This window comes from Saliniramus fredricksonii (assembly GCF_900094735.1).
GTDB lineage: Bacteria > Pseudomonadota > Alphaproteobacteria > Rhizobiales > Beijerinckiaceae > Saliniramus > Saliniramus fredricksonii.
This window is the reverse complement of the sequence record NZ_FMBM01000001.1, coordinates 884463-907180: the sequence shown is the minus strand read 5'-3', so window position 1 is coordinate 907180 and position 22718 is coordinate 884463. Positions and strand designations below refer to the sequence as shown.

The window sequence follows — 22718 nt, the reverse complement described above, 5'->3', positions numbered from 1 at the left end:
GATGTGATCTCACGAGTGAGGAGGCTATCGCGATGCGTATCGACGCCGTTTCCATCGGCAAGAACCCCCCGGATGAAGTCAATGTCGTGATCGAGGTTCCGATCGGCGGCGAGCCGATCAAATACGAGCTCGACAAGGATGCCGGCACGCTGGTGGTCGATCGCTTTCTCTATACCTCGATGCGTTATCCGGGCAATTACGGCTTCATCCCGCATACGCTCTCCGATGACGGTGACCCGTGCGATGTGCTCGTCGCCAACACACGCGCCATCGTGCCCGGCGCGGTGATCGCGGTGCGGCCTGTCGGCGTCCTGATCATGGAAGACGAAGCGGGGCAGGACGAGAAGATCGTCGCCGTGCCGACCTCCAAGCTGACCAAGCGCTATGACGGCGTCAAGGACGTGTCCGACATGCCCGATATCACGCTCAAGCAGATCGAGCATTTCTTCGCGCATTACAAGGATCTCGAACCCGGCAAATGGGTCAGGATCGTGCGCTGGGGCGATGCCGCCGAGGCGCGCAGGATGATCAGGGAATCGATCGACCGGGCCCGCAAGGAAGGGTGAGCAGCAGATGAGGCGAGGGCGAAACTGATGGAAATCCTCGTCATCGGCGCCGGTGTCGTCGGGCTCGCCTGTGCGCGCGCGCTCGCCATGGCCGGCCATAGCATCGTGGTGGCGGAAGCGACCGGATCGATCGGCTCCGGCGTCTCCTCGCGCAACAGCGAGGTGATCCATGCGGGCATGTATTACCCCACCGGCTCCGGCAAGGCGCATCATTGCGTCGCCGGCCGCCGGCGGCTCTATGCCTTCTGCGAGAGCCACGGCGTGCCCCATGCCCGCCCCGGCAAGCTGATCGTCGCCACCAATGAGGCCGAGCGCAGCAAGATCGAGGCGATCGCGCAGCAGGGTGCGATCAATGGTGTCGAAGGGCTCACGCTGCTTGACGGGGCGGATGCCCGGGCCATGGAGCCGGAGCTTTCCTGCGTCGGCGCCCTGTGGAGCCCGCAGACCGGCATCGTCGACAGCCATGCCCTCATGCTGGCTTTGCAGGGTGATCTGGAGGATCACGGCGGCATGGTCGCCTTCGAGACCGCTGTCACGCATCTGCGCCGTCATGAGGGGCGCTGGCAGGCGACGGTGGCGGATGAGGAAATGCCCTTCGATGCCGTCATCAATGCCGCAGCGCTCGGCGCGCAGGGGCTTGCACGGGCGACGGAGGGGTTCGCCGAAAAGCTGATCCCGCCGCTCGTCTATGCCAAGGGCAATTATTTCGGCTGCACCGGACGCCCGGCCTTCTCGCGCCTGATCTATCCCGCCCCGGTCGATGGCGGACTCGGCGTGCATGTGACCCTCGATCTCGGCGGGCAGATGCGCTTCGGCCCGGATGTGGAATGGGTCGAGAGCGAAGATTACGAGGTGGATCCGCAGCGCGCGGAGAGTTTCTATGCCGCAATCCGGCGCTACTGGCCCGCCCTGCCCGATGGCGCCCTGACGGCGGATTATTCCGGCATCCGCCCCAAACTCACCGGCCCCGGCGAGCCGGCGGCGGATTTCATGATCTGCGGGCCGCAGGAGCATGGTCTGCCGGGCCATGTCGCCCTGTTCGGCATCGAGAGCCCCGGGCTGACCTCCTGCCTGTCGATCGCGGATGTCGTGGTGGCGGCTCTCGACGAAAACCGGGCAGCGGCCTGAGCGACGTCCGCGTCTGCGCGCAATGCCGTTCGCTCTTGCCGCGCCTGCCTTCGACCCGCTATAGCCCCGTGGTCGACAGCTTTTGCAACACCCAGCCCAGGCACGCCCTCCCATGCCCGATCTTCTGCTCGAACTGTTCAGCGAGGAAATTCCCGCGCGCATGCAGCGCAAGGCTGCGGAGGATCTGCGCAGGCGGGTCACCGATGCGCTGGTCGAGCGGGGCTTTCTCTATGAGGGCGCGCGCACGCTGGTGACGCCGCGCCGGCTCGCACTCCACATAGCCGGCCTGCCCGCGAAGGGCGAGGATCGGCGCGAGGAACGCAAGGGCCCACGCGTGGGCGCGCCGGAAGCCGCGCTCGCGGGCTTCCTCAAGGGCGCGGGGCTGTCGCGGATCGAGGATGCCGCGATCCGCAGCGACGCGAAGAAAGGCGATTTCTACGTGGCCGTGATCGAGCGCCCCGGCCTGCCCACGCCCGAGGTGCTCACTGAGATCCTGCCGGAGATCATTCGCAATTTCCCCTGGCCGAAATCCATGCGCTGGGGTGCGCAATCGGCCACCCCCGGTTCTCTGACATGGGTGCGCCCGCTGCGTTCGATCCTGTGCACATTCGGCCCCGAGACCGAAGAACCGGAGGTCGTACCCTTCGAGATCGGCGGCATCGCGGCGGGCGATGTCACTTACGGCCACCGCTTCCTCGCGCCCACGCCGATCCCCGTGCGCCGCCTCGACGATTACGTCGCTGCTCTGGAGAAAGCGAAGGTCATCGCCGATTCGCAGCAGCGACAGGATATCATCGCCCATGACGCGCGCGATCTCGCCTTCGCCCAGGGGCTGACGCTGGTGGAAGACGATGCGCTGCTCGAAGAGGTAGCCGGACTGGTCGAATGGCCCGTGACCCTGATGGGCAGCTTCGACGAGGCCTTTCTCACCATTCCCGACGAGGTGATTCGCGCCACCATCCGCACCAACCAGAAATGTTTCGTGCTCGCCGGCCCGGACGGGCGGCTCGCCAATCGTTTCATCATGGTCGCCAACATTGCAGCCAGCGATGGCGGCGCGCAGATCGTGGCGGGGAACGAGCGCGTGGTGCGCGCGCGGCTCTCCGATGCGAAATTCTTCTGGGAGACCGATCGCGCCACCGGGCTGGAAGCGCGTCTGCCGCGCCTCGATTCGATCATCTTCCACGAGAAACTCGGCACCCAGGCCGCCCGCATCGCCCGCATCGGCGATCTCGCGCGCGAACTGGCTCCGATCGTGGATGCCGATCCCGCGCGCGCCGCGCGCGCCGCGCAGCTATCCAAGGCTGATCTCGTCACCGAGATGGTCGGCGAATTCCCCGAATTGCAGGGTCTGATGGGGCGCTATTATGCGCAGGCACAGGGCGAGGATGACGCGGTCGCCGCCGCCATCGAGGATCATTACCGCCCCCTCGGCCCCACCGACGCCGTACCGAAAGCCCCGGTCACCATCGCGGTGGCTTTGGCCGACAAGATCGACACGCTGACCGGCTTCTGGGCGATCGACGAGAAGCCGACGGGCTCGAAGGACCCCTATGCCCTGCGCCGCGCGGCGCTCGGGGTGATCCGGCTCCTGCTCGATAACGGCGTGCGTCTCGCGCTTTCGCGCGTATTCGAGCCGCTCTTCATCGCCTGGGGCGAACGCCTCGCCGCGCAGGGCGTCGCGGTCACGTCCGGCGTCGGCAAACGCGATTCAGGCAAGGAAGGCGGCGCGCCCGCGCGCTCCGACGAGGCCGATCTGCTCGCCTTCCTGGTGGATCGCCTCAAGGTGTATCTGCGCGATCACGGCGCGCGCCACGATCTGATCGATGCGGTCTTCGCCCTGCCCGGCCAGGATGATCTTACCTCCGCCGTGCGCCGGGTCGAGGCGCTCGGCCATTTCCTCGATACGGAAGACGGCGCCAACCTGCTTGCGGGTTTCAAGCGCGCGGCCAATATCCTGCGCATCGAGGAAAAGAAGGACGGCAAGCCCTTCGACACCGCCCCCGATCTCGCCCTGATCCAGGAACGCGGCCAGATCGAGGAAAAGGCGCTGGCCGTGGCACTCGCACGCAGCCGCGACGAGGCGCAAGCGGCGATCGCGAGGGAGGATTTCGAAGCCGCGATGCGTGCCCTCTCGCAATTGCGCGCGCCGGTCGATGCCTTCTTCGACAAGGTCACCGTCAATGCCGAGGATCCCGCGCTTCGCGACAACCGCCTGCGCCTGCTCCACGCCCTGCGCGAGGCCACCCGCGCCGTGGCAGATTTCAGCCTGATTCAGGGCGGTGATCGCGGCTGAGGGCGTTGCTCAATCCGCCACGAGCCGGTCCCGGGCAACCGCATAGACGCGCTTACGCCCGATCACATGCGCGGTGGCGCCGTCGGGGAAAAATGGAGCGAAGGCGGCGTCGCGCAGGTTGAGACCGCCGGTGAAGGCGCCGAAGGCGGGCATGATGCAGCGCGTCGTATTGCGGGCGAAGCAGCGCGCGCGCAGCCGCCCGGCCCGGCCCGTGAGCTTCGCGACGGGATGCAGATGGCCGGCGATTTCAGGCCCGCTGTCGAGAGAGGGCTCATGCACCAGGCGCACGCCGGCGAGTTCCGTGCGCGCGGCGACGTCACCGCCGAGTGAATCGGGCAGGGCGGGGTCGTGATTGCCGGTGAGCCAGAGCCACTCGCGCCCGCGCATCAGATCGGCCAGCATGGCGCGCTCCGTGGCGAGCGCCGGACCGGAGAGCCGGGCCGGCCCATGGCGATCATGGAAGGAATCGCCCAGGGCGATCACGCGGCAAGGATCATGTTGGGCGATGACCTTACTAAGCCGGCTTAATGTCTCGCGGGTATCATAGGGCGGAAGCAGGTAGCCGCGCGCCGCACGCGCGGCGCCCTTCTCGAAATGCAGATCAGCCACCAGAAGCGTGCGCTCGTCGGGCAGCCAGAGCGCGCCGGATAAATCGCAGATCGCAGCGAGACGGCCGAGGCTGAAGGCACTCTCGGCGGTGTATCGTTCGTCGGCTATAGATTTGGTCGCCAATTTCATGAGCCGGCTACTAGACAAGCATGGTCAGGCATTCCCGGTCCCCGCCGCTTCACGCATCAATTCCTCTTCCGCCTGGGCCAGCAGATCATCCGCGCCTTCGCCATAGACACTCTCGCGCCCGATCTCGAGCATGATCGAAACGCCGAGCGGCGAGACGCGGGTGAGTGGCTGGTGGATGATTCGCCCCTTGATCCGCTCCAGCATCACGGCGAGGCGCTTGAGGTCAAGCAGCCCCGTCGCCGCATCCTGACGCGCCGCCCGCAGGAGAATGTGGCGCGGATCGTGCTTGCGCAGCACGTCATAGACGAGATCGGTGGAGAAGGTGACCTGGCGCGTGGTCTTCTTCTGGCCGGGATAATGCCGCTCGATCAGCCCGGCGATCACCGCGCAATAGCGGAAGGTCCGCTTCATCAGCGCCGATTCCTCAAGCCATTCCTCAAGATCGTCACCGAGCATGTCCTGGGCGAAGAGATCCGCGATGAAACCGGGTTTCGTCTTCTCCATCAGGCCGATATCGCGCAGCCCCCAGACGCAGAGCCCGTAATCATTGGCGACGAAGCCGAGCGGCTTCATCCGGGCGCGTTCAAGCCTGCGCGTGAGCAGCATGCCGAGCGTCTGATGCGCGAGCCGGCCCTCGAAGGGATAGGCCACGAGATAGGAGCGCCCCGCGCGCATGAAGGTCTCGACCAACAGATCGTCCGGGCCCGGCAGGCGCGAGCGCAGCCTTTGCAGATCGAGCAGTGCGACGAGCTGCGCAGGCAGCCGCGCCCAGCTCTGCGGATCGGCCAGATAGCCGCGCACCCGCGCCGCGAGATAGGTCGAGAGCGGGAATTTGCCCCCGGCATAGCTGGGGATCTTCGGATCCGTCCCCGCAGCGGCACGCGAGACGATGGCCGCATCCTCGGTGAGACCGTGAAAGGTCAAGACTTCGCCGGCAAAGAGAAAGGTATCACCGGGCGAGAGCGTCTCGGCGAAATATTCCTCGACCTCGCCCAGAACGCGCCCGCCGCGCCCCACCGGCTGGCCGGCGCGACCGGGACGTCCAAGCCGCACCTTCACCATCGTGGCCTCGACGATGGTGCCCACATTCATGCGGTATTGCTGTGCGGTACGGGCATCGCGTACGCGCCACAGCCCGTCCTTGCCCTGCACGATACGCGCGAAACGCTCATAGGCGGTGAGCGCATAACCCCCCGTCGCGACGAAGCGCAGCACGTCGTCGAAGGTCTCGCGGTCGAGATCGCGATAGGGCGCGGCCATGCGGATTTCGCTAAAGAGGTCATCGGCATCGAAAGCCTCGGCACAGGCCATGCCGAGCACATGCTGGGCCAGCACGTCGAGGGCGCCGGGATGCATGTCGGGCGTGTCCTGGGCGGCTTCCTCCACCGCATCGAGCGCCGCGCGGCATTCGAGGATCTCGAAACGGTTAGCCGGCACGAGATAGGCGCGCGAGGGTTCGTCGAGCCGGTGATTGGCCCGCCCGATCCGCTGCAGGATCCGGCTCGCGCCCTTGGGCGCGCCGACATTGATCACGAGATCGACATCCCCCCAATCGATGCCGAGATCGAGGGTCGCGGTGCAGACCACCGCCTTGAGCCGCCCCTCGACCATTGCCGCCTCGACCTTGCGGCGCTGCGCGACATCGAGGGAGCCGTGATGCAGGGCGATGGGCAGGGTCTCCTCGTTGAGCCGCCACAAAGCCTGAAAGACGAATTCCGCCTGCATGCGGGTATTGACGAAGACGAGCGTCGTCCTGTGGCGGCGGATCAGCTCGTAGATCGCGGGCATCGACGCCGCCGCCGTATGCCCGGCCTGCGGCAGCGGATGGTCGGATTCCAGCATCCGGATCTCGGCACGCGCCCCGCCTTCCACGGTGACGATCTGCGGCGGGCGGGCATCGTCGGGCGTGAGATAGCGCGCGAGCGCCTGCGGTTCACGCACCGTGGCCGAGAGCCCCACTGCCGTGAAATCGGGGGCGAGGGCGAAGAGCCGGGCGAGATCGAGCGAGAGCAGATCTCCGCGCTTGGAGGTGACGAGGGCGTGCAATTCGTCGAGCACGACGCGCTGCAATCCGGCAAAGAGATTGCGCGCCTCGCGATGAGCGAGCATCAGGGCGAGCTGCTCGGGGGTGGTGAGCAGGATCTGCGGCGGACGCTCCATCTGGAGTGCCCGCTTGTGGGCAGGCGTGTCGCCGGTGCGGGTCTCGATGGCGAGATCAAGCCGCATCTCCCGCGCAGGGGTCTCGAGATTGCGGGCCACATCGACGGCGAGCGCCTTCAGCGGCGAGATGTAGAGCGTGTGCAGCCGGTTTTCGCGCGGTTTCAACGGGGCATCGGCCAGATCGACCATGCTCGGCAGGAACCCGGCCAGCGTCTTGCCCGCGCCGGTGGGGGCGACGAGAAGCGCGCTGCTTCGCGCCCGCGCCAGGGCGAGCAGTTCCAGCTGATGGTCGCGCGGCTGCCAGCCGCGACCGGCGAACCAGTCGCGAAAGCGCAGGGGCAGGAGAGGATCGGGATCGTGTGACACGGTTCAGAGAGTAGCGCGTTTGCGCGCGACGGGGAGCCCGCAACAACGAGAAAGAGCGCCCGGAAAACGAATCGACCGGGCGCACCTGTCGCCCGGTCGTCATCAATATCGCGATCGCGCGCCGATCAGGCGGCGAGCTGGCGCAGGACGTAGTGCAGGATGCCGCCGTTGCGGAAATATTCCAGCTCGTCCAGCGTATCGATACGGCAGATCACCGGCACGTCCTTCACCGAACCATCGGCGAAGGTGACCTGCGCGGTGAGCTTCTGGCGCGGCTTGAGCTGGTCGCCGGCGAGCCCCTTGATGGAGACCTGCTCGGCGCCGGTGATGCCCAGCGACTGCCAGGTGTGGCCCTCGTCAAAGACGAGCGGCAGCACGCCCATGCCCACGAGGTTGGAGCGGTGGATACGCTCGAAGCTCTCCACGATCACCGCGCGTACGCCCAGAAGCCGCGTGCCCTTGGCCGCCCAGTCGCGCGAGGAGCCGGAACCGTATTCCTTGCCGGCGAAGATCACCAGCGGTGCGCCTTCCTCAGCGTAACGCATGGCGGCATCATAAATGTACATCCGCTCGCCGGAGGGGTGGTGGATGGTGTAGCCACCCTCGACCACGTTGCCTTCCTCGTCCTTCACCATCTGGTTCTTGATGCGGATATTGGCGAAGGTGCCGCGCATCATGATCTCGTGGTTGCCGCGACGGGTGCCGTACTGGTTGAAATCGGCCACGGCGACCTGATGCTCCTGCAGATACTGCCCCGCCGGCGAGGCGACGCGGATATTGCCCGCAGGCGAGATGTGGTCGGTCGTGATCGAATCGAGGAACAGGCCCAGCACCCGGGCATTCTCGATATCCGTGATCGGCGCCGGCTCCTTGGTGATACCGTCGAAATAGGGCGGGTTCTGGACATAGGTGGAACCACCCTGCCAGGCATAGGTCATGCCGCCCTCGACCTCGACAGCCTGCCAGTTGTCGTCGCCCTTGAAGACATCGGCATAGCGGGTCTTGAACAGTTCGCGCGTGACGGTCTTGTCGATGAAGTCCTGGATCTCCTTGGCGGAGGGCCAGATGTCCTTCAGATAGACCGGCTTGCCGTCGGGATCATGGCCGAGCGGCTCGTTGACGATATCGGCAAACATCGTGCCCGCCAGCGCATAGGCCACGACCAGCGGCGGCGAGGCGAGATAATTGGCGCGCACATCCGGATTGACGCGGCCCTCGAAATTGCGGTTGCCCGAGAGCACGGAGACCGCGACGAGATCGTTGTCGTTGATCGCCTTGGAGATCGGCGGATCGAGCGGGCCGGAATTGCCGATGCAGGTGGTGCAGCCGAAGCCGACCAGGTTGAAGCCGAGCGCGTCGAGATCGCCCTGCAGGCCGGCAGCTTCGAGATATTCCGCCACGACCTGCGAACCGGGTGCAAGCGAGGTCTTCACCCAAGGCTTGGTCTTGAGGCCCTTCTTCACTGCATTGCGCGCGAGCAGGCCGGCGCCGATCATCACGGAAGGATTGGAGGTGTTGGTGCACGATGTGATCGCGGCGATCACGACATCGCCGTCGCCCAGATCGAAATTGGCGCCCTCGACCTTGTAGCGCTTTGAGAGATCGATCGCCTTCTTGAACTCTTTCTCCATCGCGTCTTCGAAGGAGGGCTTGGCATCGGTGAGCAGCACGCGGTCCTGCGGGCGCTTGGGGCCTGCCAGCGAGGGAACCACATCGCCGAGATCGAGCGCGAGCGCATCGGTGACGACCGGATCGGGCGTCTTTGCATCGCGCCACATGCCCTGCGCCTTGGCATATTCCTCGACGAGGGCGAGACGGGATTCCTCACGGCCCGAGACGTTGAGGTAATCGAGCGTGCGCTGGTCGATCGGGAACAGGCCGCAGGTGGCGCCGTATTCGGGGGCCATGTTGCCGATGGTGGCGCGGTCGGCGACGGGCATGTCGTCGAGACCGGGCCCGTAGAATTCGACGAACTTCCCGACGACGCCCTTGGCGCGCAGCATCTGCGTCACGGTCAGCACGAGATCGGTGGCGGTGACGCCTTCCTTGAGCTTGCCGGTCAGCTTGAAGCCGATCACTTCCGGAATCAGCATGGAAACCGGCTGGCCGAGCATGGCCGCTTCCGCCTCGATGCCGCCCACACCCCAGCCGAGCACGGCGAGCCCGTTGACCATGGTGGTGTGCGAATCGGTGCCCACCAGCGTATCCGGATAGGCGATGGTCTCGCCGGTCTTCTCGTCCTTGCGGGTCCAGACGGCCTGGGAGATGTATTCAAGGTTGACCTGGTGGCAGATGCCGGTGCCGGGGGGCACGACGGAGAAATTGTCGAAGGCGGACTGGCCCCATTTCAGGAAGCGGTAGCGCTCGCCATTGCGCTGATATTCCAGCTCGACATTATGCGCAAAGGCCTTCGGTGTGCCGAATTCGTCGACGATCACCGAATGGTCGATGACGAGATCGACGGGCACGAGCGGGTTGATCCGGGCCGGATCGCCACCGAGCTGGGTGATGCCGTCACGCATGGCGGCGAGATCGACCACGGCCGGAACGCCGGTGAAGTCCTGCATCAGCACGCGGGCGGGGCGATAGGCGATCTCGCGTCCGGCCGAGCCCTTGTCTTCGAGCCAGGCGGCGACGGCGGCGATATCGTCCCTGGTGACCGTGCGCCCGTCTTCGTGGCGCAGCAGGTTCTCGAGCAGAACCTTGAGCGAGAACGGCAGGCGCGAGGCGCCTTCGAGACCGTTCTTCTCCGCCTCCGGAATGGAGAAATAGGTGTATTTCTGGTCGCCGACGGTGATTTCGCGGCGGCAATTGAAGCTATCGAGCGACATGAGCGTTCCTCGCTTGCTGGATGACCCAACAGATTCGACAAAGATGGCATTCCCATGAAAACCACCCGCGCCGCTCCGGGAGCGCCCGGACGCCCATCGCGATCGGCGCGCCGGGGCCCTGGGGCCGGACCGGCGCGCACTGGTAACGCGGCGCACTGTGCGGCGTATAACCGAAACGCGCCGCGCAATCTACCTCATCAGGAATGATTCTAAGGTCTGGGGTGTTGCGGGCCGTCTTCGCTGCCGTCGTCGGAGTGCTCACCGGTCAGCGCCCGCGACAAACCGTCGAGCAGCGGATCGGCCACGCCCATTTCCTGCAGATGCGCCGCCGTGGCGATGACGTATTCGGGATTCTCGCCGGATTGCCCGACCCCCTGCCGAATCAGGCGCAGGAGTTCGCCTGTGGGCAGACGCCCGGCATATTGCTCGTGCGCGCGATCGACCACGTAGGTGAGCGCCTCGATCTCGCGCCCGTCTTCAAGGGAGACCTTCACCCGGCTTTCCTCATACACCATGGTCGCCTGCTCGCGCGCCCGCAGATAGGCGATCACCGCCTCCGTTTCCCGCGCGGCGACCCGGAAAGCCATACCGGTACAGGCCCCGCCACGATCGAGGCCGAGCACGAGGCCCGGGCGATCCGGCGTGCCACGATGGACGTAGGAATAGACGCACAAGGCCCGATGGAAACCCAGAAGCTCGGCCCGGTGGCACTCTTCGTATCGAAAGCCCGGGCGCCACATCAGCGAGCCGTAGCCAAAGACCCAGAGATCGTCTGTCGCAAGCTGTCCGTCGGTCACGTTCTCGCCCTCGATTTCCTGCACGAGAGGCGCTATCAGGTTCGCGGGCGTATCGCAATCGATCGACCCGGCGCCCGCCCGGAATTGGAGCATTCGATGTCGAGCCCAGACGATTCACCGCCAGATTCTCCCGATCACGATTCCGACCGGGATGCCGCGCCACCGGCGCCGCGTCGCCGGACGCGCCGGTTCTGGCTGTTTGCGCCCTATATCCTGCTCGTGACACTGATCGTGGTATGGAGTGCGGCCTGGTTCTACGTGCGCGAGCGTGTCGACGGCGAGATCGAGGCCCGGCTGGTGCGCGAGGCCAATCTCGGGCGCAACTGGGATTGCGCCGATCGCAATATCGGCGGCTACCCGTTCCGCATCGCGATTTCCTGTGCGAGTCTGATCTTCACCCGCTCCGACGGCACCACCTTCTCGCTCGGGCCGACGCGGGCCGTGGCGCAGGTCTATCAGCCGCGCCACGTCATCATCGAAGCCGCAGGTCCTTTCCGCGGCACGGACGGCGTCGCCGCGTTCGAGGGCGATTGGGAAAGCCTGCAGGCCAGCATCACCGAGCTGGGACGCGGGACGGAGCAGTTCGCACTGGATCTGCGTGCACCCGAGATCACGGTCCGGGGGACGGGCACGGTTCCGATGGAGGCCTCCGCCGAACGGGTCGAGCTGTATTTGCGCCCCGCCCCCGATCTCGCACCCGGTACCGGTGCTGTCGACATCGTGATGCGCGCCAGCGACGCCCGCGCACCGGCACTTGACCGCCTGGTCGGCGATGATCGCCCGGCCCGGGTCGAGATCGGCGCGCGCACCACCAGTCTGCGCAGCCTGCGTGCCGGCTCGCCGCGCCAGATGGCCGTGAACTGGCGCGATGCGGGCGGGACACTCATTCTCGAGATGATCGATATCCGCAAGGGCGATGCGCATGTGCAGATCGCCGGGGAACTGGGTCTGGACGAGGCCTTGCGCCTTCAGGGCCGGATCGAGCCGTCAGCAGCGGGGATCGAGGATCTGGTCGGGCGCCTGCTCGGAGGCGGCCAGCAGCAGGGCAATGCAATGATGATGCTCGACGCGCTGGCGCCGCGCGACGAGACGACGATGGGGCCGGAAGACCTGCGCCGTTTCCCGCCGCTCGATCTGCGTGACGGCCGCGTCTTCATGGGGCCGATCCCGATCCCGCAGGTGCGGCTGCAACCGGTCTTCTGATACGAACCATGCGCGTCGGAAATCGCAGGGCAATGGCTCAGAAATCGCAGGCGGTGCCCTTGATCTCCCAATCGTTGTAGCGCACGGGCTCCAGCCCGCCGCGCCCGAGGCGCTCGGGATCCTTCGTGATCCCGGCGGCGCGGGCGTCGATCTCCGCGCGGCGCTCGGCCGCTTCCTCGAGCGCCCGGCGTGCGGCAGCGCTCAACGGCTTGCCGGGTGCCGCACCGGGCATCTCGGCTGCAGGCGGCTCTGCGGGCTCCTCTGCCGGAAGATCTGTCGTGATACTGTCGGATTGCATGTCGTCCTCGTCGAAAACCAGTATCCTGAAGCACCGGAATCCCACCTCAGATCCTGCCATGACCTTGCCGTAAGACCGGTACACACCCCACATATAGGGCGGTTTTCACCAGAATGGGACCCGTCGATGAACTACTTCAAGACTGGCTTGCTGCTGGCTGCGATGACCGCCCTGTTCGGCGTCGTCGGACTGATGATCGGCGGTGAGGCGGGGATGCTGATCGCCCTCGTCATCGCCGCCGGGACCAATGTCTATGCCTATTGGAATTCCGACAAGCTCGCCCTGCGGGCCCACGGGGCGCGCGAGGTGGACGAGGCGAGCGCGCCGGAATTCGTGCGTATGGTCAGCGAACTCGCACAGCGCGCCGAGCTGCCCATGCCGAAGGTCTATATCATCGACAACCCGCAGCCCAACGCCTTCGCCACCGGACGCAACCCGGAAAACGCCGCCGTCGCGGCGACGACCGGGTTGATGCGGATGCTCTCGCGCGAGGAGCTCGCCGGCGTGATGGCGCACGAGCTGGCCCACGTCAAATCCCGCGACACACTGATCATGACGGTCTCGGCGACGATCGCCGGCGCGCTCTCGACGCTGGCGCAATTCGGCTTCCTCTTCGGCGGGCGCGGCGACAACCGCCCGCATCCCTTCATCATGCTCGCCATGATGATCCTCGCGCCCATGGCGGCGATGCTGATCCAGATGGCGATCAGCCGCTCGCGCGAATACGTGGCGGACCGGATGGGCGCGGAGATCTGCGGCAACCCGCTCTGGCTCTCTTCGGCGCTGGAAAAGATCGCCGGCGGCGTCGCGCGCATCCCCAACGAAAATGCCGAGCGACATCCGGCCACGGCCTCGATGTTCATCATCAACCCGCTGCGGCGCGAGGCGATGGACAACATGTTCTCGACGCATCCCGATACCGCCAACCGCATCGCCGCTCTGGAAGGTCTCGCGCAGCAGATGGGGATCGGCGGGATGAGCGCCCCGGTGGGCATGGCCGCCCCCGGTGCCGCTCCCGTGCGTCGCGGCCATGCCGGCCCGCCGCCGGGTGCGCCCTGGGCGGGCGGGCGGGCGGGACGCCGTCGCGGGCCCTGGGGGTAAAGGCCTCTGCGGACCGTGAAGGCTGTCAGAACAGCTTCAGCCCCTTGAGGCTGACATGCCCCTCGCGGCCCACGATGATGTGGTCGTGGACGGCGATGCCGAGCGGTTTGGCGACATCGGCGATCTCTTTCGTCATGCGGATATCCGCCTGAGACGGCGTCGGATCGCCGGAGGGGTGGTTATGCACGAGAATGATCGCCGTGGCCGAGAGCTCGAGGGCACGCTTGACCACCTCACGGGTATAGACGGGCGTGTGATCGACGGTGCCCGATTGCTGCACCTCGTCGGCGATCAGCGCATTGCGCTTGTCGAGGAAGAGCAGGCGCAATTGCTCCTTCTCGGCAAAGGCCATCGCCGTGCGGCAATAGGTGATCACCGCGCTCCATGAGGACAGGACCGGGCGTTTGGCCACGGCACCCTTGGCCAGACGCCGGGCCGAGGCCTCGATGATCTTGAAATCGGTGATCGTCGCCTCACCGAGGCCGGGGATCTCGCCGAGCCGTTTGCGCGAGGCGGTGATCGTCTCGGCGAAGCCGCCGAAGCGGCGGATCAGCTCCTTGGCCAGCGGCTTGACGTCGCGGCGCGGGATCGAGCGGAACAGCACCAGTTCGAGCAATTCGTAATCGGGCAGCGCATCGCCGCCCACTTCGCCGAATCGCGCGCGCAGACGATCACGATGGCCGTAATAATGCGGCGTCTCGTCCTCGAGGGCGGACATGGTGGCGAACTCCGGCGCGCAAGCGTGATTCTCGCGCCTATTCTAGGCGCCGGATTCCGGTTGCGAAAGCGTCAAGATTGCAAAATGCAAAATCATGCAATCTGATAGGGCGGCTTGTCGTAGCCCTTGGGCGAGAGCGTGAAGATCTCGCAGCCCGTCTCCGTCACGCCGATGGAATGCTCGAACTGGGCCGAGAGCGCGCGATCGCGTGTCACCGCCGTCCAGCCGTCGCCGAGCACCTTCACATGCGGGCGGCCGAGATTGATCATCGGCTCGATGGTGAAGATCATGCCCGGCGCGAGTTTCACTTCGTAATTGGGCTCGACGAAATGCAGGATCGTGGGCGCATCGTGGAAGACGCGCCCGAGCCCGTGACCGCAGAAATCGCGCACCACCGAACAGCGCTCGCCCTCGGCATAGGCCTGGATCGCCGCGCCGATATCGTTGGTGGTGGCGCCGGGCTTCACGGCGGCGATGCCGCGCATCAGGCATTCATGGGTGATGTCGCACAGCCGCTGCGCCTTGCGCGAGACATCCCCGACGAAATACATGCGGCTCGAATCACCGTGCCAGCCATCCACGATCAGGGTGATGTCGACATTGACGATATCACCCTCGCGCAGGGGTTTCTCATTGGGAATGCCGTGGCAGACCACATGGTTGATCGAGGTGCAGCTCGATTTCGGATAGCCGCGATAGAGCAAGGTTGCCGGATAGGCGCCATGATCCATGGCGAAGTCGAAGACCAGCGCGTCGATCGCCTCGGTGGTGACGCCGGGGCGAATCATCTCCGCCACGAGATCAAGCGCCTGCGCGGTGAGATTACCGGCCCGGCGCATCCCCTCGAAGGCCTCGGGCCCGTGCAGGGGGACCTTGCGGGTTGCGGTGTCGAGTTCGGTGGTTTCGTCGATGGTCATGGCGGCTCACGGCTGGTTCACGAGGGACCATAGCCACTCCGGCGTGGGATTCAAGGTTGTTGCGGTCATTGTCGGGGATGCAATATCGGCTGGATGCGGTGTGCCGGGCGCGCCGGGACGGCATCCGGTTCCGACAGCGGTGCTTACGCCCACAGCGCCTGATCGCTGGCCATGCCCGCGAGCGCCCGCGCCGCAGCCGTGATCAGCTTCTCGCCCTTTCCGGCAGTTGCATGCCTGGCATCGCCGATGACGCCCGTGCGCGTCAGCGCGGTGAAGTCACGCCAGCGATACATCGGCGCGCCGAGCACCGATGCCGCATCCTGCGCCGGCGGGCCGTAGGCGCCCGGCAGCGCATCGTCCCTGACGAGATCTTCAGCGAGAGCCAGCATCATCGAGGTTTCCGCCTCGCCCGCATGCAGGACACCGCGCTGATCCTCCAGGATCGCGGCAAATTCGTCCTGGGCGAGACCGAAATAGGTGGTCACGGCGATGCGCGCGGGAACCGCTCGGGACAATTCCCCGGAAAGGGCATTCAACGCGCTGGCATTGCCGCCATGGCCGTTGACGATCACGATGCGCGAAAATCCGGCATCCGCGATGGCGCGACACATATCCTGCAAAAGCGCGTGCCAGGTCGCAAGCGAGAGGGTCAGCGACCCGCCGAAGGGCATGTGATGCGCGGCCAGCCCCACAGGCATGGCCGGGGCGCGAATACAGGCCTCTCTCCGCGCCAGCAGCAGGCCGGCGGCGCGGTCGCAAACCGCCGTACACAGCAGGGTATCAACCCCCGTGGCAAGATGCGGGCCGTGTTGCTCGGTCGAGGCCACGGGGAGGAAAACGATCGCATCGTCACCCGCGCGGGCATTGATCTCCTCCGCCCGAAGCCGTTCCCAGGCTGTCTCCGGCAGCATTGTCGGATCATCCGCCATCGCCCGTCCTCCGCTGATCACGGATCGAACCAAGCATGGGATGGAGAGCCAGACAATTCCGCTTGCCGGATTTGCAGCCTGTGCGTCTGCGCACATCCGCCATGCGCCGCACCGGATCAGCGCCAGCCCTTGCGCGCCTGCCGCCACAGATGCCAGAGCCGGCGCCAGCGCGGCACTTCCACGCGGGTCTCGTAGGGCGCGTAATCGCCGCGCTCCATGCGATCGAGATAGAGCGGTATCAGCGCGAGCGGCAGATAGAGCGGCCCGATGCGCGGATCGCAGGCGGACAGAGCCGTCTGCGCCGCGTCGCGATGGCGGCGGATCTGGTCGCGCATCCGCGCCATGGCGGCGGCGAGTTTCCGCGAATCCGCACGCCCGGCGACGATATCGCCGCGGGTGAGGCCCTGCTCTCCCAGGACATCCAGAGGCGGCAGCATCAGCTGACCGCGCCTTGCATGCACGGGAAAGGCACGCATCAGCGCCGTCATGCCCAGCGCCACACCGGCATGACCGGCGGCATCGGCATCGCCCGCATCGGCGCCATCGGTGAGGATCAGCCCGGCGAGGCGCAGTGGCGCGCTGAAGGTCTCGCCGCAATAGCCCTCGAGCTGGTTCAGATCCGCAAACGGATCGTCATAGAGATCATTCAGCCGCGCATCGATCAGATCGAGCAGTGGTTGCAACGGCAGATTGAACCGGGCGATCGTGTCGAGCAGCGCCGCAGCGACGGGATTGGCGCGCACATCGCCGCTCAGCGCGCCGGTCGCCGCTTCCGGCGCGAGCGCATCGCGCCACCATTGCAGCCGGATCTCGCCGGCAAGCGCCTGGCTCACCGCATCGCGCACCCGCGCGATCTCGAGGGTGAAGGCGTAGAGAGCGAAGAGATGCGGGCGGGCCGTCGCATCGGCGAAGAGGGTCGCGAAATAGCGATCCGGATCGCCGTCACGCACCAGGCTCTCGCAATGGGCGAAAGCGTCGAATCCAGACCTTGACGAATCCGCGTCCACCTGTCGTCTACTCCGTCGCACGCGATTGCGCAGGGGGCTGCGCGGCATCCGCCCCGCGCCCCGCTTCAAGCCCCAGCCGTGTCGCCTCGGTTCGGGCATGAAAGAAACCGGCGAGCACGGCAAGGCGATAGCTGCGAATATAAGCAACGGTGAGGGCGTAGCGCAGGCCGAACAAGCCCCCGGTGACATGACGCCGCAGGAAATAATACTTCGCGAATACGGCAACCGGCTCCACCAGCAGGCGGGGCAGGGTGGTCAGCTTCGAACGCCGCATCTCCACAGCCTGCAGATGGAAATAGGCGATGTTCTTTTCCACGAGATGGGCCAGCGAGCGGATACTCTCATGGTGGATCGGATGCTTTGCCAGGCGCATCGTCGCAGGATCGAAGGTGATCGCATCGTGCACGAGCGATGCCGGAATGCGCACGCGGCGCCTGTCATACAGCCGCACATGCGCATGATAGCCAGCGAAGGGGCGCGGTCGCGCGCGGCCCGGATAGACGGTGGGAATGCGAAACCGGAAACCCGCCAGAGCGGGCTCCCCCTGCGCGAAGAGCGCTGCGATCTCCTCACGGGCTTCGCGCGGCAGCCATTCATCGGCATCAAGGGAGAGAATCCAGGCGTGCCGCGCCGCATCTTCCGCGAAGCGCTTCTGGGGACCGTAGCCCGGCCATGCATTGAAGATCACCCGTGCACCATGCGCCTCGGCCACCGCAACCGTATCGTCGCGCGAGCCGGAATCCACGACGACGACATCGTCGACGAGATCGCGCACCGATTCGATGCAACGCCCGATCCGGTCGGCTTCGTCGCAGGCGATGATGGTGCAGCTGACAGGCAGGCGGCGCCGCGCCGCCGGGACCTGCTCCCCTGCCGGGACCTGCTCTTTTGCCGGGACCTTGTCCGGATCCTGGTTCATCACGACTCCCGGTGGCGCCACACGCGCCGGATCAGTTCCCCGGATAAGCGTTTGCGACCACGCGGTCAACGACCGGGATCGGCGGTTGCCGCCTCGGGCGTACGCAGCCAGAAACGCTGCATCAGATAAACCGAAGCACCAGTGACGGGGCCGTTCTGCGTCTCGATCGCCGCAAGACGCGGCGCGCTCGTCGAGAACGGGACCGGATCGAACCGGCAGATCACCCAGGCGCGCTGCGGTCCCGCGCGGCTGCGGATACCGATTTCGGCGCTCGGGGTGACGGTATAGTCGATCCGGATACCCGGGCCGTCGCGCGCGGGAACGAGACGCGTGATGCGGATATCGGCCCCGTCCGGATTGAGCGCCGGCAGCGTCATCCGGCACAGCCGCGCCTGCTCCTCATCAATCCGGGGCGTACATCCCGGCAGCACGAGAGAGGCTGCGAGCAGGGCGCTGCCGGCGACGAAGCAGGCCGCCTTTCGGCGCGCGCGCGGGGCGCGGCCCTCAGGCCGCGCTGTCGGATCCACCGTTCCCGTGCCCGGCCGGAGCCGGCTTCGGCCCGCCTTTGGCGACGCCGACCATGGCCGGGCGCAACACGCGCTCACCGATCACATAGCCGTCCTGGACCACCTGCACGACCTGACCGCTCGGCACGCTGGGATCCGGCACCTCGAACATGGCCTGATGCAGGTTGGGATCGAATTTCCCGCCTTCGGGTGAGAGCTTGCGCACACCGTGGCGCTCCATGCTCTTCATCAGATCGCGCTCGGTGAGCTCGATCCCCTCGATCAGCGCCTTGAGCGCATCATCCATTTGCACGCGGGCTTCCGCAGGCACGGCGTCAAGGGCGCGATGAATGTTGTCGGCCACCGTGAGCATATCGCGGGCAAAGGCCGTCACCGCATAGGCACGCGCATCGGCGACTTCCTTTTCCGTGCGCCGACGCAGGTTTTCCATGTCGGCCAGGGTGCGCAGGAGCTTGTCCTTCATCTCGGCCTTCTCGGCTTCGGCGGCGGCGAGGGCGTCAGTGCCGGGAGCCGCGTCATCGACCCCGCCGGCGCGAGGGGCCGTCGCGCCATGACCCTCGTCCTGCCGGGTACCCTCCTGGGCGCCCTCCTGGGCGGCTGCGGCATAGGCCTGGCTGGCGAAAGCGGCCCCGGCTTCCTGATGGCGCGGAGCAGGGCCGCCATTCGCGGGATCGGCATTGCCGGATTGGGGATTGTGGTTGGGGTCTTTCGGATGGCTGTCTGTCATGGCTCGTCCGTAATCACTCGCTCTCGAAAGGCATGGGCCGCGTCAACGGCGGTTCACGGGCCGCTGATGCGGCGGTTTGGCATCGTTGCGCCTGATATCATGGCGCCGGGGGCCGAAATCAAGCACTGCGTCGCGCCCCGCGCGCCGCATTGGTGCCGCCGGGGGCTGCGCTTTTGCCGTCGGCCTTGCTTTCGGCCTTGCCCTCAGCCTTGCCCTCAGCTTTGCGTTCGCCCGCAGAGGCTCCCTGGATCACGTCCTGGAGGGCCTTGCGGATGGCGTTCTGACGGGCGGGGCGGATGATCTTGCCGCCGGTGAGATCGGTCACGTAGAAAACGTCGACGACCTTTTCACCGAAGGTGGCGATATGGGCCGAGGCGATATTCAGATTGAGCCGCCCCAATGCCGTGGTCAGATCGTAGAGCAGGCCGGCCCGGTCGAGCCCGGTCACCTCGATCACCGTGAAACGGCCCGATGCGGTGTTGTCGAGCACGATTTCCGGGATCACCACGAAGGGCTTCGTGCGCTCGCGCGGCTGGCGCCGGCCATCGACGAGATCGGCGATCTTCACCTCGCCCTTGAGCGCGCGCTCGATCGAGCCGGCAACCTTCTCGGCACGGCGCAATTCATCCTCGTCCCGATCAAACGCCCGCGACAGGAAGATCGTATCGAGCGCCATACCATCCACCGTGGTGAAGATCTGGGCATCGACGATGTTGCCGCCGGCGGCGGCACAGGCGCCGGTGACGATGGCGAGCAGGCGCGGATGGTCCGGTGAGACCACGGTGATCTCGGTCACCCCGCGAAAGCCGTCGGTTTCGAATCCCGTGGCGACGCTCTGACCCGCCGCGTCGGCCTCGCGCATGAAGCGGGCATGGCGCTCGCGAAAGCGCTCGTCGGCCTTGAGCCAGTAGCCCGGATAATGCCGCTCGGCATAGGCAGCGAATTCGGCATCGCTCCATTCCGGCAATTGCGCGCGCAACCGCGCCCTGGCCTGGTCGATGCGCGCCGGTCGCGCCAGATCGGCATCGCCGCCGCCCAGAACGAGCTCGGTCTCACTGTAGAGCGTGCGCAGAAGCTCGCCCTTCCAGCCGGTCCAGACGCCGGGCCCGACGGCGGAAATGTCGGCGACGGTGAGCAGCAGGAGCAGCTTGAGCCGCTCCATCGTCTGCACCACGCCGGCGAAATCCGCGATCGTGCGCGGATCCGAGAGATCGCGGCTCTGGGCGATGGTCGACATCAGAAGGTGATGCTCCACCAGCCAGGCCACCGTATCGGTCTCGGCCCGCGTCAGGCCCAGGCGTGGCCCCAGCTTGCGCGCGATGCGGGCACCGACGATGGAGTGATCCTCCTCTCGCCCCTTGGCAATGTCGTGCAGGAACAGGGCGATATAGAGCGCCCGGCGGTGGCTGATCGTATGGATGATCCGATCGGAGAGCGGATGGGTGTCGCCCAGCCGCCCCGCTTCGAGGGCGGCGAGATGGCCGATCGCGCGGATGAGATGCTCGTCCACCGTATAATGGTGATACATGTTGAACTGCATCATCGCCACGATCCGCCCGAAATCGGGGATGAAACGGCCCAGCACGCCGGTCTCGTTCATGCGCCGCAACACGCTTTCGGGCTTGTTGTGCGAGGTCAGGATATCGAGAAACAGCGCATTGGCGCGCACATCCCGGCGCAGGTTGGGCGTGATCAGCTTGAGCGAGCGCGTGGCAAGCCGCGAGGCATCCGGATGGATCGCCAGATCATGCCGGTCGGCCTCGCGAAACAGCGCGATCAGATTGACCGGATCACTCCTGAAGGTCTCTTCATCGCGCACGCTCAGGCGGTTGTTCTCGACCACGAAGGGGCCGATCGCGCGGCGTCGCCGTGTTGCGCCGCGCAGGCCGCCCAGACTGCCGATGAAGCGATCGAGCATCGGTATCCGCTTGGCCTGGCGCGCCTCCATCGCCGCGCAGACGATCGCGGTGAGATCGCCGACATCCTTGGCGATGAGGAAATACGCCTTCATGAAGCGCTCGACGGCGGAGAGGCCGCCACGCTCGGAGAAACCGAGACGCTCGGCAATGATCCGTTGCAGATCGAAGCTCAAGCGCTCCTCGGCGCGCCCGGTCTCGAAATGCAGATGGCAGCGCACCCGCCAGAGAAACTCCTCGCAGCGCTGGAACAGCCGCAATTCCTGCGCGGTGAACAGCCCTGCGCCGACCAGCGCCTTCACATCCTCGACCTGGTAGACGTATTTGCCGATCCAGAACAGCGTGTTCAGATCGCGCAGGCCGCCCTTGCCGTCCTTGACGTTGGGCTCCACCAGATAGCGCGAGGCGCCGGCCTTGCGCACCCGCGCGTCACGTTCGCGCAGCTTCGCCTCGACGAATTCCGCCGCAGATCCCTCGACGAGCTCGGCATCGAAGCGCTGTTTCAGCGCGCTGTAGAGCCCCGCATCGCCGGCAAGGTGACGGGTTTCGAGCAGCGCGGTGCGGATGGTGAAATCGCTGCGCCCCTCGCGCAGGCATTCGTCGACGGAACGGGTGGCGTGACCGACCTTCAGCCGCAGATCCCAGAGGATGTAGAGCATCGCCTCGACCATGCTCTCGCCCCAGGCGGTCTGCTTGTAGGGCAGCAGGAAGAGCAGATCGACATCCGATCCCGGCGCCAGCGCGCCGCGCCCGTACCCGCCGGTGGCGACGATCGAAAGATGTTCGCTGGTCGAGGGATTCTCGACCGGATAGAGAATGCGGTTGACGATCTCGTAGATCGTTTCGACCACCGCATCCATCTGCCGTGACAGGCGCCGCGCACAGGCAAGCCCGTCACCCTCGGCGAAGAGCCGCTCCTGGGCATGGCGGCGGCCATCGGCGAGAAGCGCGCGCAGCTCGGGCACGACACGCGCGCGCAACGCACCCGCATCACCGAACGGCTTCTTCCGGTGTTCGGCTTCGAGTGTGACGAGGAGGGAATCGAGGCGATCGCGGACCATACCCCTTCATAAAGGATTTTGCGGCAGGACGCATCGGCGATTTCGCCCCGCTGCCGCTCTAGCGTGAACCGCCTTGCGCCCGCGTGCCATCAACAGCTTCACCGAGCGCGTAGCGCAGAATTGCGACATCCGATTCCGCGGCGCGCAGGGCGGCATCGAGCTTGCGCCGGACATGCAGGCTGCGACCGGCATAATTGCGTTTTCGGGCAAGGCATTCGTCGCGATGGGCCAGCGCCCGCAACAAGGCAGAGCGCTCCGCATGCGGTTGCAGACCGGATGAGTCGTCGTCGCGATGACGGTCTTCGGAGGGACCATCATGCGAGACGCAGGAAGAGTCCACGCTCGGATCGTTCAATGACACGTCGCTACCTCAAGCAGCGGGTTCAAGGCCCGCGTTGCGATGATGACGGAAGATGGATCAGCATTGCCGCCAGCGACAGCCGCGTCAAGAAAAATATCAGCAATATCAGCAATTTAGAATTAGAATGATGATAAACTGGATTGCTGCCGCAC

General features: G+C 66.1%; 20 protein-coding genes. 6 read left to right on the top strand and 14 right to left on the bottom strand.

The genetic code is table 11. The features are described 5' to 3' along the window. The first annotated feature begins 32 nt into the window (after positions 1-32). The 3 genes from ppa (at position 33) to glyS (ending at position 3990) form a co-directional block, all read left to right on the top strand. Entirely contained in the window at positions 33-566 is a 534-nt protein-coding gene (gene ppa / locus GA0071312_RS04085; RefSeq protein ID WP_074443709.1) for an inorganic diphosphatase, read from the top strand. A 27-nt stretch (positions 567-593) separates the two neighbouring features. Beyond that, a complete protein-coding gene (locus GA0071312_RS04080) occupies positions 594-1694 on the top strand; it encodes an NAD(P)/FAD-dependent oxidoreductase (RefSeq protein WP_074443708.1) in 1101 nt (366 codons plus the stop codon). Positions 1695-1806: 112 nt separating this feature from the next. Continuing rightward, positions 1807-3990 (top strand): glycine--tRNA ligase subunit beta, encoded by a 2184-nt coding sequence (gene glyS / locus GA0071312_RS04075; protein ID WP_074443707.1) that lies wholly within the window; start codon positions 1807-1809, stop codon positions 3988-3990. Between the two features lie 9 nt (positions 3991-3999). On the opposite strand, the gene pdeM is transcribed toward glyS, so the two are convergent. From pdeM to GA0071312_RS04055, 4 genes are all read right to left on the bottom strand, one after another. After that, entirely contained in the window at positions 4000-4728 is a 729-nt protein-coding gene (gene pdeM / locus GA0071312_RS04070) for a ligase-associated DNA damage response endonuclease PdeM (RefSeq protein WP_074443706.1), read from the bottom strand. 24 nt (positions 4729-4752) lie between these two features. Then, positions 4753-7254, bottom strand: a complete 2502-nt coding sequence (locus GA0071312_RS04065) for a ligase-associated DNA damage response DEXH box helicase (RefSeq protein ID WP_074443705.1) — start codon at positions 7252-7254, stop codon at positions 4753-4755. Positions 7255-7379: 125 nt separating this feature from the next. After that, positions 7380-10085 carry an aconitate hydratase AcnA gene (acnA, locus tag GA0071312_RS04060; protein WP_074443704.1) on the bottom strand — a complete coding sequence of 902 codons (2706 nt, stop codon included), beginning with the start codon at positions 10083-10085 and terminating at the stop codon, positions 7380-7382. Between the two features lie 209 nt (positions 10086-10294). Continuing rightward, complete coding sequence (locus GA0071312_RS04055; RefSeq protein ID WP_275261939.1) at positions 10295-10897, bottom strand: gamma-glutamylcyclotransferase; 603 nt, start codon at positions 10895-10897, stop codon at positions 10295-10297. Positions 10898-10978: 81 nt separating this feature from the next. Between GA0071312_RS04055 and GA0071312_RS04050 the strand changes: the two genes are divergently transcribed. Further along, positions 10979-12085 carry a DUF2125 domain-containing protein gene (locus GA0071312_RS04050; RefSeq protein ID WP_083204291.1) on the top strand — a complete coding sequence of 369 codons (1107 nt, stop codon included), beginning with the start codon at positions 10979-10981 and terminating at the stop codon, positions 12083-12085. Between the two features lie 37 nt (positions 12086-12122). On the opposite strand, the gene GA0071312_RS04045 is transcribed toward GA0071312_RS04050, so the two are convergent. Next, the gene (locus GA0071312_RS04045) at positions 12123-12317 is read right to left on the bottom strand and encodes a DUF1674 domain-containing protein (RefSeq protein WP_074444206.1); all 195 of its coding nucleotides are present in this window, start codon (positions 12315-12317) and stop codon (positions 12123-12125) included. 192 nt (positions 12318-12509) lie between these two features. Between GA0071312_RS04045 and htpX the strand changes: the two genes are divergently transcribed. Further along, positions 12510-13484, top strand: coding sequence for a zinc metalloprotease HtpX (gene htpX / locus GA0071312_RS04040; RefSeq protein WP_074443703.1), 975 nt, complete (start codon positions 12510-12512; stop codon positions 13482-13484). Positions 13485-13509: 25 nt separating this feature from the next. Here the strand turns inward: htpX and radC are convergent, their stop codons facing one another. From radC to GA0071312_RS03995, 9 genes are all read right to left on the bottom strand, one after another. After that, positions 13510-14202, bottom strand: coding sequence for a RadC family protein (gene radC, locus GA0071312_RS04035; RefSeq protein WP_074443702.1), 693 nt, complete (start codon positions 14200-14202; stop codon positions 13510-13512). A gap of 92 nt (positions 14203-14294) precedes the next feature. Further along, positions 14295-15119 carry a type I methionyl aminopeptidase gene (gene map, locus GA0071312_RS04030; RefSeq protein WP_074443701.1) on the bottom strand — a complete coding sequence of 275 codons (825 nt, stop codon included), beginning with the start codon at positions 15117-15119 and terminating at the stop codon, positions 14295-14297. A 143-nt stretch (positions 15120-15262) separates the two neighbouring features. Further along, positions 15263-16048, bottom strand: coding sequence for a creatininase family protein (locus GA0071312_RS04025; protein WP_238947088.1), 786 nt, complete (start codon positions 16046-16048; stop codon positions 15263-15265). A 116-nt stretch (positions 16049-16164) separates the two neighbouring features. Then, positions 16165-17103, bottom strand: coding sequence for a phytoene/squalene synthase family protein (locus GA0071312_RS04020; RefSeq protein WP_083204289.1), 939 nt, complete (start codon positions 17101-17103; stop codon positions 16165-16167). Then, positions 17063-17974 (bottom strand): glycosyltransferase family 2 protein, encoded by a 912-nt coding sequence (locus GA0071312_RS04015; protein WP_074443700.1) that lies wholly within the window; start codon positions 17972-17974, stop codon positions 17063-17065. Before GA0071312_RS04015 ends, GA0071312_RS04020 begins: the two co-directional genes overlap by 41 nt. Before the next feature lie 65 nt (positions 17975-18039). Continuing rightward, positions 18040-18501 carry a hypothetical protein gene (locus tag GA0071312_RS04010; RefSeq protein WP_074443699.1) on the bottom strand — a complete coding sequence of 154 codons (462 nt, stop codon included), beginning with the start codon at positions 18499-18501 and terminating at the stop codon, positions 18040-18042. Then, positions 18479-19228, bottom strand: a complete 750-nt coding sequence (gene grpE, locus GA0071312_RS04005; protein ID WP_083204288.1) for a nucleotide exchange factor GrpE — start codon at positions 19226-19228, stop codon at positions 18479-18481. The genes GA0071312_RS04010 and grpE overlap by 23 nt, the downstream gene beginning before the upstream one ends. Positions 19229-19346: 118 nt before the next feature. Continuing rightward, positions 19347-22205: a [protein-PII] uridylyltransferase gene (locus GA0071312_RS04000; protein ID WP_083204287.1), complete on the bottom strand. Its 2859-nt coding sequence runs from the start codon at positions 22203-22205 to the stop codon at positions 19347-19349. Positions 22206-22263: 58 nt separating this feature from the next. Next, the gene (locus tag GA0071312_RS03995) at positions 22264-22545 is read right to left on the bottom strand and encodes a hypothetical protein (protein ID WP_074443698.1); all 282 of its coding nucleotides are present in this window, start codon (positions 22543-22545) and stop codon (positions 22264-22266) included. A 14-nt stretch (positions 22546-22559) separates the two neighbouring features. Here GA0071312_RS03995 and GA0071312_RS20455 point away from each other — a divergent pair, with 14 nt between their 5' ends. Continuing rightward, on the top strand, positions 22560-22694 hold the full coding sequence (locus GA0071312_RS20455) for a hypothetical protein (protein WP_275261857.1): 135 nt from the start codon (positions 22560-22562) through the stop codon (positions 22692-22694). Positions 22695-22718 lie beyond the last annotated feature (24 nt).